The 14,107-nt window shown below is 36.4% G+C and carries 12 protein-coding genes; 2 read left to right on the forward strand and 10 right to left on the reverse strand.

The genetic code is table 11. The features are described 5' to 3' along the window. Positions 1–8: 8 nt before the first annotated feature. From ACYQ0N_RS08080 to ACYQ0N_RS08125, 10 genes are all read right to left on the reverse strand, one after another. On the reverse strand, positions 9–899 hold the full coding sequence (locus ACYQ0N_RS08080; protein ID WP_460162392.1) for a LysR family transcriptional regulator: 891 nt from the start codon (positions 897–899) through the stop codon (positions 9–11). Between the two features lie 211 nt (positions 900–1,110). After that, positions 1,111–2,109 (reverse strand): NAD(P)H-dependent glycerol-3-phosphate dehydrogenase, encoded by a 999-nt coding sequence (locus ACYQ0N_RS08085; RefSeq protein WP_177533102.1) that lies wholly within the window; start codon positions 2,107–2,109, stop codon positions 1,111–1,113. Positions 2,110–2,113: 4 nt separating this feature from the next. Continuing rightward, entirely contained in the window at positions 2,114–2,788 is a 675-nt protein-coding gene (gene plsY / locus ACYQ0N_RS08090; RefSeq protein WP_177533103.1) for a glycerol-3-phosphate 1-O-acyltransferase PlsY, read from the reverse strand. A gap of 9 nt (positions 2,789–2,797) precedes the next feature. Beyond that, entirely contained in the window at positions 2,798–4,126 is a 1,329-nt protein-coding gene (gene der, locus ACYQ0N_RS08095; RefSeq protein WP_460162393.1) for a ribosome biogenesis GTPase Der, read from the reverse strand. Between the two features lie 160 nt (positions 4,127–4,286). Next, entirely contained in the window at positions 4,287–4,472 is a 186-nt protein-coding gene (rpmF, locus tag ACYQ0N_RS08100; protein ID WP_177533105.1) for a 50S ribosomal protein L32, read from the reverse strand. Between the two features lie 27 nt (positions 4,473–4,499). Continuing rightward, on the reverse strand, positions 4,500–4,949 hold the full coding sequence (locus ACYQ0N_RS08105; protein WP_460162394.1) for a YceD family protein: 450 nt from the start codon (positions 4,947–4,949) through the stop codon (positions 4,500–4,502). A 69-nt stretch (positions 4,950–5,018) separates the two neighbouring features. Then, complete coding sequence (locus ACYQ0N_RS08110) at positions 5,019–5,426, reverse strand: hypothetical protein (RefSeq protein WP_177533107.1); 408 nt, start codon at positions 5,424–5,426, stop codon at positions 5,019–5,021. 68 nt (positions 5,427–5,494) lie between these two features. Beyond that, positions 5,495–6,829, reverse strand: coding sequence for a glucose-6-phosphate isomerase (locus ACYQ0N_RS08115; RefSeq protein ID WP_177533108.1), 1,335 nt, complete (start codon positions 6,827–6,829; stop codon positions 5,495–5,497). 147 nt (positions 6,830–6,976) lie between these two features. Beyond that, the gene (locus tag ACYQ0N_RS08120) at positions 6,977–8,116 is read right to left on the reverse strand and encodes a D-alanyl-D-alanine carboxypeptidase family protein (protein ID WP_177533109.1); all 1,140 of its coding nucleotides are present in this window, start codon (positions 8,114–8,116) and stop codon (positions 6,977–6,979) included. A gap of 63 nt (positions 8,117–8,179) precedes the next feature. Continuing rightward, on the reverse strand, positions 8,180–10,090 hold the full coding sequence (locus ACYQ0N_RS08125; protein WP_460162395.1) for a GGDEF domain-containing protein: 1,911 nt from the start codon (positions 10,088–10,090) through the stop codon (positions 8,180–8,182). 418 nt (positions 10,091–10,508) lie between these two features. On the opposite strand from ACYQ0N_RS08125, the gene ACYQ0N_RS08130 reads away from it, so the two are divergent. Together ACYQ0N_RS08130 and ACYQ0N_RS08135 are read left to right on the forward strand one after the other, a co-directional pair. Further along, on the forward strand, positions 10,509–13,172 hold the full coding sequence (locus ACYQ0N_RS08130) for a YfhO family protein (protein WP_460162396.1): 2,664 nt from the start codon (positions 10,509–10,511) through the stop codon (positions 13,170–13,172). Between the two features lie 22 nt (positions 13,173–13,194). Then, positions 13,195–14,091: an AEC family transporter gene (locus tag ACYQ0N_RS08135; protein WP_460162609.1), complete on the forward strand. Its 897-nt coding sequence runs from the start codon at positions 13,195–13,197 to the stop codon at positions 14,089–14,091. The last annotated feature ends 16 nt before the right edge of the window (positions 14,092–14,107 follow it).

Raw genomic sequence — 14,107 nt, forward strand, 5'->3', positions numbered from 1 at the left:
TAAAATACTTATATTGTATTATTAGATATGCCTTTAAGGTATTTCTTTGCATGATCAATAAATGCAGCAGTCGCAGCAGAATATGTCTGATCCTTTTTCCATGCCAATACCGTTTCAGTTTCCATAGCTGGAAATAAGGGAATAAACCTCAGTCCGTCATAGGTACAGTTAAGCTGTATACAAATTACAACTCCGATATTGCTGGCTGCAAGCATTGCTTCATTGTATAAGAGATTACCCCTTGCTGCAATTTCAACGCTTTGCGCATAACTTCCCAGCCACTTTGTAAGCTTGCTCTGCGGAAATTCGCCTGCCGACATAATTAATGGAATATTTTTAAGATTCTCAGGACATATCTGTTCCTTATGTGCAAGCTCAGAATCTTTACATACCAACACTCCCCATCTTTCCTTAACAGGCATCGATACAAATTCATATTTACATATGTCTACTGCGTCAAGCATAAGTCCTATATCCAATAGGCCTCTCTCTATATAATCCTTTACGTTGCTTTCATTTCCGCTGTAAATTTCAAAAGTAACCAGCGGATATGCTTTGTGAAAAGAGGCAATAATTTCTGATAAATATTTTGTGGATAAAAATTCTCCACTCCCAATTGTTATTTCGCCGCTGATTTCTGTTTCACGGCATAAAAAATCTCGTTTAGTTTTTTCAGCAAGACTTATCAGTTCTTGTGCACGTCTTCTGAGCATCATGCCGTCTTCTGTCAGTACTATATTATGGTTTTTTCTTATAAACAGCCTGACTCCTAATTCTTCCTCAAGCTGAGCTAACTGTCTGGAAAGCGTCGGCTGAGTTATATGCAGAACTTGTGCTGCTTTGGTGATATTTTCCTCTCTGGCAACTATTAAAAAATATCTTAATACACGCAATTCCATGAGTATTTCCCTTCCTTGATTATATCAAACAGAGAATTAATTTCGGTCACAAAAAAATCCCAAGAAAATCATAGTATTTCTTGGGATTTACTAAAACGTCAGTAATCCTAAAAATATTTAAATAAATATATTAGTTATAATAAAAATTTCTGTATCTAATACAAAAAAATATTATGAATAATCATCCCGCACATTTTGATTTGCGATACTTTTATATAAATTGTTCTGTTTCAAATTTCTTTGGTCTTGACATAAGGTTATCCAACGCATCCTTAACACTTCCATTATTAAACAATATTTCGTTTAACTGTTCCGTTATAGGCATTGAAACTCCTGTTTTACGAGCAAGTTCCAAAGCTACCTTACAGCAATTATATCCTTCCACAGTACCAACAATTTTTACAGCCTCCTGAGGACTTACACCCTGACCGATCAGTATTCCTGCCCGTCTGTTTCTGCTATGCATACTGGTACATGTAACAATAAGATCACCTATACCGGTAAGCCCTCCGAATGTTGAAGGAAGAGCGCCGAGAGCAACGCCTAGTCTGCCTATTTCTGTAATACCGCGTGTCATTAGAGCAGCCTTAGTATTATCTCCATAATTCAAACCGTCGCATATACCCGCGCATAATGCAATTATATTCTTTAATGCTCCTCCTATTTCACAGCCGATAACGTCGTTATTTATATATATTCTAAATACATTGCTGCTCATTATATCCTGAACATACACTGCTGCATCATTGTTTTCCGAAGCGGCAACCACAGTTGTCGGAATACCTCTTGCAACCTCCTCTGCATGCGAAGGACCCGATAAAATCACAGCCGGAGCCTGAGGAACTTCCTCTTTTATAACGTCGCTTATGAGCTTTAGCGTACCGTTTTCAAGTCCCTTGCTTGTATTTACAACGATCATTTCAGGAGTAATATACGGAGAAGCTTTTTTTGCTACATCCCTGACATACGGCGAAGGTATTCCAAGCAAGACTATATCGCTTCCGTTTATGCATGAAATATCCGGATTTAAATTTATGCTGTCCGGTATTTTCACACCGGGAAGCTTTGACCTATGTTCACCGTCTTTTTTTATATCTTCTAATTCCTTTGAGAAAGCTGACCATACCGTTACTGTATGACCAAGCCGATTTAGCATAACCGCAAGACTCATTCCAAATCCTCCGGAGCCTAAAATAGTGAAATTTGCCAAGATGTCATTCCTCCCTTTTCTTTATTGAAAATCTGTTTTCAGTACCGTTCTTAAGTCTAGAAATATTTGATTTATGCATACAAATTATCAAAATACAAATAGGCAGCGTAAGCAATGTATGAATAATTGATATTTCAATTGAAATGCCTTCTATGAAATATCTCATTAAAAAAGTTACAATCGGACAGCATACTGAGGCGGTTATGGAAGATACCGAAACATAATGAGTTAAAATTAAAGTAACTGCAAAAATAAATATCAATATGCCAAATACGGCAGGATCAATTACCAGAAAAACTGAAACTCCTACTAATACTCCCTTTCCGCCCTTAAATCCATAATAAACTGGGAAAATATGTCCAATTACAGCAAATAAGCCGGCTATATATCCGATATATCTGATATCTCCGTCAAGACCAATTCCTGCGTCTAAAAGAGTACAAATAAATTTACAGATAAAAACGGCTATAACGCCTTTCAGGAGATCGCCGATAAGCGTAAACAACGCAGGCAGCTTACCAAAGCATCTCAGCGTATTAGTAAGACCTGCATTACCGCTTCCGAATTTTCTGATATCTTCGCCTTTAAGAAGCTTCACAGTTATGATTGATGAATTACAGCTTCCTAAAAGATATGATATAACGGCGGATATAAATATTGCGATAATATATTTAATCATATCAACCTCTTACTTGTCCTTATCATTACGTTCTCTGACTATAAATCTAACAGGTGTTCCGATCAGACCGAATGTCGATCTTATCTGATTTTCAAGATACCTTTGATAAGAAAAATGAAATAAATCAGAACGATTAACAAACGTTACGAAGGTCGGCGGATTCGTTGACGCCTGAGTCATATAATATATTTTAAGACGCCTTCCCTTATCGGACGGAGGCTGAACCCTTGTTGTAGCATATGAAAGTACGTCATTTAACATTCCTGTTGAGATACGCATTGAATTCTGTTCCTTGACATATTTTATCATTTCAAACAATTTGTTCAGACGCTGTCCGGTTTTGGCGGATATAAATAAAAAAGGAACATATGACATAAAGCTAAAATCATTTTCAAGCTTTGTCTGATATTCTTTCATAGTACTGCCTGTTTTATCAACAATATCCCACTTATTTACTGCTATTACGGACGCCTTGCCCTGTTCATGGGCATAACCGGCAATTTTTGAATCCTGCTCAGTAAATCCGGATTCCGCGTCTATTAAGATAACGCATACATCAGCTCTGTCTACCGCTATATAAGCTCGCAAAACACTGTAATGCTCAATTTTTTCGTTTACCTTTGATTTTTTTCTTATTCCTGCGGTATCTATAAAAACGAATTTTCCGTATTCGTTTTCTATAACAGTATCGGTTGCGTCTCTTGTAGTGCCGGCAATATTTGAAACAATTGCTCTTTCCTCACCGGAGATTTTGTTGACAAGTGAAGATTTTCCAACGTTAGGCTTACCGATAACTGCTACTTTCACATATTCATCGTCATAATCTTCCGTTTTATCCTCTGGAAAAAACCTAAAAATCTCATCAAGCAAATCGCCGGTTCCATTTCCATGCTGAGATGAAATTGGAAATGGATCTCCGAGACCAAGGTTATAAAATTCATAAAGCTCGGCAGGAGGTTCGCCTATTGTGTCACATTTATTAACTGCCAGCACAACAGGCTTGCCGCTTTTCAAAAGCATATTAGCAACGTCATGATCGCTTGCTGTCACACCGCACCTGATATCAGTGACAAGTACTATTACATCAGCTCTTTCAATTGCAATTTCCGCCTGCCTTCTCATTTGAGACAGAATTACGTCGTCGGTATAAGATTCAATACCACCTGTATCCACGACCATAAATTCTCTTGAACGCCATTCGCATTTCGAATAAATTCTGTCTCTTGTAACCCCGGGAGTGTCCTCAACTATTGAAAGACGCTTACCTATTAGTTTATTAAAAAGCGTTGATTTTCCCACGTTTGGACGACCAACAACAGCGACAACCGGCAAAGACATTTTATTCATCTCCCCTCTTTTTAATATAAAATATATTTATTTTGAATCTATAGATTATTATGTGCAAATTCAAAATTATAATATCACAATCGTCTCTGATAAATTTGCAGATAAAAAAAAGAGAAGGAATTATCGCTCCTCCTCTCCTCCTTACAAAGCGTTATTCAGCATCCATCTTGATAACCTCAACGCCCTTGTAGAATCCACAATTTTTGCAAACCTTATGTGAAGCTTTTAATTCACCGCAATTATCGCATCTGCTTAATGCAGGCGCATTAAGCTTCCATACCGCTGAACGCCTTTTATCGCGTCTCGCTTTGGAAGTTTTTCTCTTTGGTACAGCCATTCCGGCACCTCCTTAAAGCTATTAAGCTCATTTATTTTGGCAATTACACTCAGATTCGTTACGGTCGCAGCCGCATACAGGACATAGCCCCGCACAGTCGTCACGGCAAAGTAGTTTAGTAGGCACCGATAAAATCAAATCTGAAAGAGCAATTTCATCTACGTCAACCTTATCATTTTCTGAAATAATATATTCATCATTATCAGAATTGACAGTTTTTACGACTATACGCTTAAATTCAAATGAATAATCTCTCTTCATTTCCTTAAGACATCTGTCGCAGACGATATTTAATGTAAACTTTACGGAATAATCCATATGGACAACATCGGCACGGTTATAAAAGCTGCCTGACACAAGTACGTCTCCATCAAGCATATAACTATTATTGTCGGGAAACGCTGAGCAAGGAATATAATAATTAAATTCTTTGCTGCAAGCCGTAGTACTAAAAACCTGCCTAAGATCTGCTACCATAATAAACCCCTTTAAGCATCACAAATTATATTATATATAATATAATTCAAATTGTCAATAGTTTTTTTATTAATCGGCAAATTTTGTAACACTTGCAGGCATATCGGCATTATCGGCAGATACTGTAAATACTACCTGTGTATCATCACCTGTAAGCTTGTCCAGCTTTTCAAGCATAATGCCGAATTCATCAAGATCAGAACCGCCGATTTTCAAAATAGAATCCACAAAGATTTCCTTTATATCATAATTTCCGGCAAGCATTCCGGCAACAAAGCCGTAAAATGTATCATATCCAGATATACTGAAACGTTCAGCATCAACTAATCTTACCTTATAGCTAATATCGTATGTAAGCTTAGCGCCTTTTTCTATACATATAAGATCGCCGTTTGTTGATTTAACCGCTTCATTGATCATATCAATAAGAACCTTGGTTTTTCCCGTACCTTTTTTACCTGTTATCAATTTAATCATTTATAAACTCCTTCTGTCAAATGAATGACTTAAAAATTCCTGGTATTTAATAACGCTTTATTTATAGCTTATTTCAATTTAGCTTCAAGAGCTTCCTTACGATCCTCGTATCCCGGTTTGCCGAGAAGAGCAAACATATTTGATTTATAGCTTTCAACTCCAGGCTGGTTAAACGGATTAACGCCTAAGATGTAGCCGGAAACTGCACACGCTTTTTCAAAGAAATAAATCATATATCCGAGATTTTCCTCATCAACTTTATCAAGCTCAAGAATAATATTTGGAACTCCGCCTTCTGTATGTGCCAATACCGTTCCTTCAAGCGCTTTTCTATTTACTACGGACATATTCTGATTAGTCAGGAAATTGAGTCCGTCAAGGTTTTCAGAATCATTTTCAAGAAAAATATCCTGTTTTGGATTCTTTATATCTACTACAGTTTCAAACATAATCCTTGAACCGTCCTGAATAAACTGGCCCATCGAATGCAGATCTGTAGAAAATACAACGGATGAAGGAAATATTCCCTTATTATCCTTACCTTCGCTTTCACCAAAAAGCTGCTTGTACCATTCGGACATCATGCAAAATGCAGGATCATAGGAAACCATCAGTTCAACTGATTTACCTTTGCGGTAAAGAATATTTCTCAGAGCCGCATATTTATAGCAATCATTATTGTCAAAATCCGCCTTGAAATCCTCTCTAGCCTTAGCGGCGCCTTTCATAAGATTGTCAATGTCACAGCCGGCTACCGCAATCGGAAGAAGACCAACGGCAGTTAAAACAGAAAAACGTCCGCCCACATCGTCCGGAATCACAAAAGTTTCATAGCCCTCAGCGTCCGCAAGATTTTTAAGCGTGCCCTTTGACTTATCAGTTGTACAGAAAATACGCTCTTTTGCTCCGTCACGACCGTATTTATCCTCAATAAGCTTTTTAAAAATCCGAAAAGCGAGAGCCGGCTCGGTTGTAGTACCGGATTTAGATATCACATTAACCGTAATATCTTTACCTTCGCAGATTGAAAGCACTTCATTAAGATATGTAGGATTAATATTATTTCCTACATAATAGATATCGGGCGTATCTTTTTTCATGTTATTATAAAAAGGGGATTTAAGAAACTCTATTGCAGCCCTTGCTCCTAAATATGAGCCTCCGATGCCTATAACAATCAACACATCAGAATTCGATTGGATTCTTTCCGCAGCGGCCTTAATCCTTGTAAATTCCTCTTTATCATAATCTACCGGCAGATCAAGCCAGCCTAAAAAGTCATTTCCAAGACCTGTTTTGTCATGAAGAACCTTTGCAGCAGATTCCACCTGTGATTTTATACCGGTCATTTCATCATCATTAACAAATTTTCCGACATACTTACTGTTCAACTTTAATGACATTATAAGTTTTCCTCCAGACAATAATGAAAAAAGCCGACAAGGCATATTTCTCATTTCATATTCTTACAGTTAACATTTTACTATATTTCGGTACGCTTTTCAAGACAAAACTGTATTCTTGTTGATTAGGAACAATTTTTATAAAAACTATTTGTATAAATTGTGCAAAAATATGTCAATCGCAGACACAAATGTTATTTTTTTTACATCCGATTCCGCTATAAGCGCTGTTTCATAAAGAAGAGTATCGCCGTTATAAAATCCTACTATTCCGATCTTCTGTCCTTTTTTTACAGGCGCTTCGAGATATTCCGGCATGAATACTACCGAGCTGATTTCTCCCCCGTTTTCCGGAACCACAATACCTTCAAGCCGTTCCGCAGTTATCCCAACGGCTCTGTCGAGACCTCCTCTGACGCTGATAGGCTTAATAAATTCTCCCGAAAATGACGGTATAGTTACTTTATACATTGAAAAACCATTAGATAACAGTTCCTTACCAACGGCAAAACGCCCGTCCTCATCTGATCCTCCCATAACAATTGCAATATATAATTTCCCGTTCCTCTCCGCCGCCAATGCAAGACAATACCCTGAAGCTTCAGTATGAGAAGCCTTCAGTCCGATCACGCCTTCATAGGTTCTGACAAGCCGATTTTCGTTTACAATCTCCGTCTGACCTCCCCGTACCCTATCTATCCATGTATTCATAATTTTATAAAGAAATTCATGCTTTAAAAGTTCCCGGCAAAGCAGGGCCATATCATATGGTGTAGAATATTGTCCTGCGCAGTCATATCCCGCCGGATTTTTAAAAACAGTATTTCTCATACCAAGCTCAAAAGCTCTGGCATTCATCATCCCGGTAAATTCCTCTTCATTGCCTCCGACGATTTCCGCAAGAGCAACGGAAGCGTCGTTTGCGTTTCCTATAATTACCGATTTAAGCAGCTCCTCAATAGTTATTTCTTCGCCCGGCATCAGCCAGACTACCGCTCCCGTCTGAGCGTTTGCATTAGAGCTTACTGTAACAACATCATTTATCGATAAACCGCCCGATTCAATTTCCTCAGCAGTAAGAAGCACTGTCATCAGTTTATTCAAGGTCCCCTGAGCTACTTTTTCATATCCTCCGTTATGCTGTAAAACAGTACCGGTTTCCCCTTCCATTAGCAGAGAAACCATATTATTATATTCTGTCGGCGTTTCTTCCTCAGCTAACGCAGAAACCGATAAACAAACAATAACAAAAATGGCAATTACGGCGGATAATATTCTTTTTTTCATAAACAGCTCCATATATTATAATTTCAGTTATTTAAATATATGCTGCTGAATAAAAATTGATTCTCAATCAGATCTGTTAGCCCTTTTCCTGATTTTATTGTCATACATTTCCTTATCTGCTATATCGACAAGTTCCTTAAGCGTAGTACATTCATCTATAAAGCCGCAATAAACACCTATACTTGCCTCGACTTTGTATGGCTTATTCGACGATTCATTATATCTCCTGAAAAATCCATTAATCGCTTCAATGTAGCCGTTTACTATATTTTCATTATAATTTCCGCAGCCGATAACAACAAACTCGTCACCGCCGGTTCTGGCGCAGATTTCATTATTTATACAGCTTGTATTAAGTGCGTTGGCCGTTACGGCAATAGCATTATCTCCCTCGCTGTGACCGTAAGTATCATTTATCATTTTAAGCCTGTCCAAATCTGCCGCAAGAATAAACATCTTTTTATTATTCTTTCGGGCTTTGTCTATAATTTCTTCCGAATATTGATCAAATCCCTTTCTGTTAAAAATACCTGTCAGCGCGTCGCGGATAGAAGTCATAAATAATCGCTGATTAATAGTTTTCAGGCAATTCTGAACCCTGATAAATTCCAACGCATTATTAACATTTTTTGTCCACGACCTATAAAGTTTATCATAGGACATCAATTTACTGCCGTATGAAAGCGCTTCATAGCCGAAACAACGGTCGTTAAAATGAATTGGAATAAAATAAAAAGCAGCGGGGGTTTCTCTTTCCTGCCACAAAGCCGGCAGCATAACAGCTTTATCAAACTGTATATTTGCGTCCTTACGCTCGGTTCCGGATTTCCAGAGCCTGATATTCATCGCATTTGTATAACCGGTTCGTAGATAATTATTTTCCCTGAAATCATAATCAGTCATTTCATCCCAGTTGTAACACAAACAAAGATAATAGTTTTCCATACCGCTGATAAGATAAGTAAAATTATCAAGCTTGTCTATACATTCGTCTAAATCAGAAGTATTGGTCAGAGCTTCCGCCATGTTGCTGCCCTCGTACATAGCCTCATACTGCTGTTTAGTTTTTATTTCTCTTTTGCGTTTTACCATTAGCTCTTTGCTGTTTTTTCCGCAGCCGCAGCTTTGACCGGTTATGACGTACCCCAAATCGGAAGTAGATAACTCGCAGTCGGTTCCCGTCATTAATCTCCACAGTTTCTGAACAGTTCTTGCGCCAAGATTATGATTAGGCGCCGCATAGCTAGCTATTGACGGAACGTTGTCAAGGGCCTCCTGCATAAAATCGTAACCTGATACGGCGACGTCCTCAGGTACGTTTATCCCGTTATCTGTCAGGGTATTGCACAAATTAATAGCCATCCAGTCATTTGCGCATACAACCGCTTCAGGTTTTTCGATCCTTCCTTCAATTATTTCGTGTGCAAGCCCAACAGCCGCATTTTCCCAGAAATCGCCATATCTTATATATTTTTTATCAATCTTAAGACCATGCTTTTTCATTGAATTAATATATCCATTAAGTCTTTCTTCCGATTGTATCAGACCTTCAGGACCAGTAAGACAAAATATTCTTTTATAATCATGAACCTCTATAAAATGATCCACAAGTCTTTCGAACGCTTCTGCGTCCGAAGCCAAAACACTCGGAAAAATATCGCTTTCATGATCCATACATACAACCGGCTTTCCGCAGTCAATTAAAATCTTATCAAGTCTTGACTTCAGCGCCGGATTACAGATTATTCCCGGAACGTATATAACGCCGTCAATCAGATTATAATTAATAATTTCAAATATATTTTCCTCTCCACGCTGAAATGCGGTATCATTATCAGTATTCTGTATCATACTGAAAACAGAAACGTCCGTGTCAAGAAAAAAAGACTGCTCAAGTATACCTTTAAGCATATTAGCCTGATATTGCTCATGAATATCAAAAATGATAACTGCTATATGTTTTCGTTTTTCCATAACGATTGCACCCTCTGTTGTTATTTATAATATTATACTGAATTTCATAACCCCAAAAAAAGTTTTATTAAATTAACATTCTTCGGATATTTTTCATTGCAGGTAATAATTCAAACGCTATCATTTATAATAAGATAAAATTATATTAAACCATATTATACAATAATACTGAAATTATTTCAATAGTTTTAATAAATAAAAAAATATAACACATAATTTTATCCATGAATTTCACCGGAAAATTTTTATTTTTGTATATCATATCAGCATATCATTACTATAAAAACAGGAATTTTATAAAAATTATAAAAAATACGAAAAAATTTCATAAATATCTTGATTTTTTATATAATATGGGTTATAATGTGAATAAGTTAAATAACACAACTCAATTTTCAATTCAGGGGAATTCATTCAGATGAACAATAAAAAATACTATATAGCTATCTCTCCTATTCTTGTGATAATCGTTATGTGTATTTTTTACGCCCTGTACGGAATCTTTCCTTTCGGCAGTAAAACAGTCGCGTGGTGCGATTTAAAACAGCAAACAATACCGCTTCTTATGAACCTAAAGGATATTCTGGACGGTAAAACAAGCATGTTATACTCTGCCGCTTCCGGCGGCGGTATGAACTTCTGGGGCGTGTTTTTCTTTTTTCTTGCAAGTCCTTTCTATCTTGTTGTTAAATTTATAGAAAAGCATGATATAATATATCTGGTAAATATATTATTGATTTTTAAGCTTGCCGCGTCATCGTTAACAGCTTCGCTTTACCTTTCTTTAACGTGCAGAAATCTTAACAGAAAATACATTGTCTTATTAGGGCTTGTTTATGCTTTCTGCGGATACGGGCTAATGTATTATCAAACACTGGTTTGGCTTGATATAATGTATTTATTTCCATTGCTTGTTTTATCTGTAGATAAGCTCTGCATCAACAAAAAGCCTTATTTGTTTATTTTCCTATTAACTGCTTCTATTACCGTAAATTATTATTTGTCATTTATGATAATTATTTATCTAATGATTTCTGTTCCTTTGTATATAATTATTCAGTGCCGATCCGATGAAAGAAAAAAGGTTTCCCTGCTGTTTATAGTTTCCATGCTGATATGCGCTTTGATAACATCGCCGGTTTGGTTGTGTTCTCTGCTTCAAATACAAAAATCCGCAAGAGGATTAAGCAACTTGTCGTCGTTTATGTATCAATCCTTTTTTGAATCCATAAAAGATAAATTATGCGTTATCGGAGCAGGAGCATTTTTATTTGCCATACTGATTTATTTGATAAAAAGCCCGCTTCTCAAAAAAAATAAAGTCAAATATAATATTTTACTTCTTGGATTTTTATTAATACCTGTTATTATAGATCCTGTTAACAAAATGTGGCATGCAGGCGGATATCAGAGCTTTCCTATGAGGTTTGGTTATATAACTGTTTTTACAATGATTGTTCTTGCTTCGCAAGCGCTTGAAAATCTTTCTGAAAATAAAAGATATTCTGTTTTTTACAGCTTATTTGCTATTGCTGTATTGCTGACTTTTATTTCGATAGCAATTTATATTGCAAAAAACAAAAAGGATATCCTTTCTGCCTATGCAGATTCGCTTTGGGTATCTGACGATTTATTCAAGACTCTTGCCGGATTATTTTTATTAGCTTTCTTTATTTATTTTATTTTCATTTTACTGCTTAGAAAAAATATGATAAGCGCTAAAATATTTTTTATTCTGATTTCAGGAATGCTTTTGACAGAATCTTTCGTCAATTTATCAGTTTATGTGGGAAACGCTTCTAATAACGACAAATTGTTCGAACGTACAGTCAACCTTGAAAATAAGATTGAAAACGAACAATATTACCGTGTAAAATCAGAAAAGAAATACGTTCATGTAAACATGATAGGTGCATTAGGACTTAATTCATATGCTCACTATACTTCTCTAACTCCTGAGGATTATATGTTCGCTATGAAAAAGCTTGGATATTCTTCCTATTGGATGGAGGTAGGCGCTAACGGCGGTACAGTTTTAACGGACGCTTTATTGGGGATAAAATACTCCATAGGCGCAGGATATGATTTTAAATCATATCAGAATAATCTGAATATTAACGATATTCTCGGAGCAGCAGAAAATGAAATATGCTTTCCTGCCGGCATTATTTCTCAGACTAATCCTAATTATTCGGCAAAATTTAATTTTACCGACAGATTCAGTGTTCAAAAACAAATAGCTGAAACGCTTCTCGGAAACGATGAAATGCTTATAAAATATTATATATCAAGTATTTCTGACGGTGAGATGAAGTATTCCGACGGAAAATATAATATAAAGGCAAGTAATCCTGAAACGGGACGCTGTAGATTAAATTATAATTTTAAAGTTCGGGGACATCAGACACTTTATTTTGATTTATTTGATAATCTCGGGAATAATTTATATGAGCCGATTTATGACTCTGTTAAAATAACTGTCAACGGAGTATGCATTTCACCCAGTTATCCGGATAAAAAAAATAACGGTTTACTTGATATTGGCGAATATGAAAATGAAAATGTAGATATTACAGTTACGCTTTTAAAGGATATATCCGCAAAATCATTCGGGGTTTTCGGAATAGATATAGACAAACTGAAAAACGTATCTAACGATATAAAAACAGCGGAGCCAAACTTAAATGGAAATGAAATTACAGTTATGTGTTCAGGTTCCAAAAATGAATATTTATATCTTGCCGTTCCATGGGACAGCGGTTTGACAGCTTATCTGAACGGCAGTAAAACCAGACTTTATAAGGTTAATGACAGCTTCTGTGCAATTAAGCTACAGGACGGAAAAAACAGCATAAGGATAAAATTCCGTCCTGAAGGATTGACAATATCAATAATTTTTATGACTATCGGTATATTGCTTGCATTTCTTATATTTTCACATACTAAAATTGCTGAAAACAAAAGAGCGGGTAAGGTATCATTCATGTTATGCAAAATAGGTCTCTTTTCCGTTATATTGCTGATTTATATAATACCGGTTATAGTTTATTGTTCAGGTTTAATTATAAGGCTTGGAGTGTGATTAACTTTTGTCATCAACAATATTGCATCAGGCAGTTATAATGCTGTTTTTGATTATAGTAGGTGTATTATGTCACAGGATCGGTATAATTTCAGAAAAGGGTTCAAGAGAACTTTCAAAGTTTGTTCTTAATATAGTAAATCCTGTAGTTATCTTTTTGGCTTATCAGACAGATTTCAAGGCTGAGCTGATAAAAGGTTTTGTCAGCGCTTTGATTCTTTCTGTAATTGCATATATAATAGCCATAGCGGTTTCGTATTTCCTTATTAGGAGAAAAAAAGAAAGCGAAACCGATATAGAGCGCTTTTCATGTATTTATTCAAATTGCGCGTTTATGGGAATACCTTTAATACAGTCAATTATGGGTTACGAGGGGGTGTTTTATCTTACCGCTTTTCTGACTGTATTCAATATTCTTGTTTGGACTCATGGAGTGATACAGATATCCGGAATTAAAAGCTTCAAATTCATTATTGAAGCCTTTACCTCTCCAGCCATTATAGCCGTCGCTTTAGGACTTATTCTTTTCATAGCGAGGCTCAGGCTGCCGGCGCTGTTAATTGATTCCCTTGAATTCATCAGCGCAATGAATACACCGCTGGCTATGATTGTTGCAGGTGCAACAATCGCAAGAACTAACATAATAAATGCTCTTAAAAATCCAAGAATTTATTATGTAACAGCTTTAACCCTTGTCATAATACCTCTAATTATCGGGGGGTTCTTCCGGCTTATTCCTATGAACGAGCCGTCTGAATTAGCTGTATTAATTGCCATGTCCGCTCCGGCGGCTGCAATGTGTACGATGCAATGTCTGAATTATAGTAAAAATTCTATCTATGCTTCAGAAATATTTGCTGTTACCACATTGCTTTCAACATTGACCATGCCTATGATAGTTTATATTTATAAACTATAGGTCTTCAATTCTATTT

The organism is Ruminococcus sporogenes (assembly GCF_054655175.1).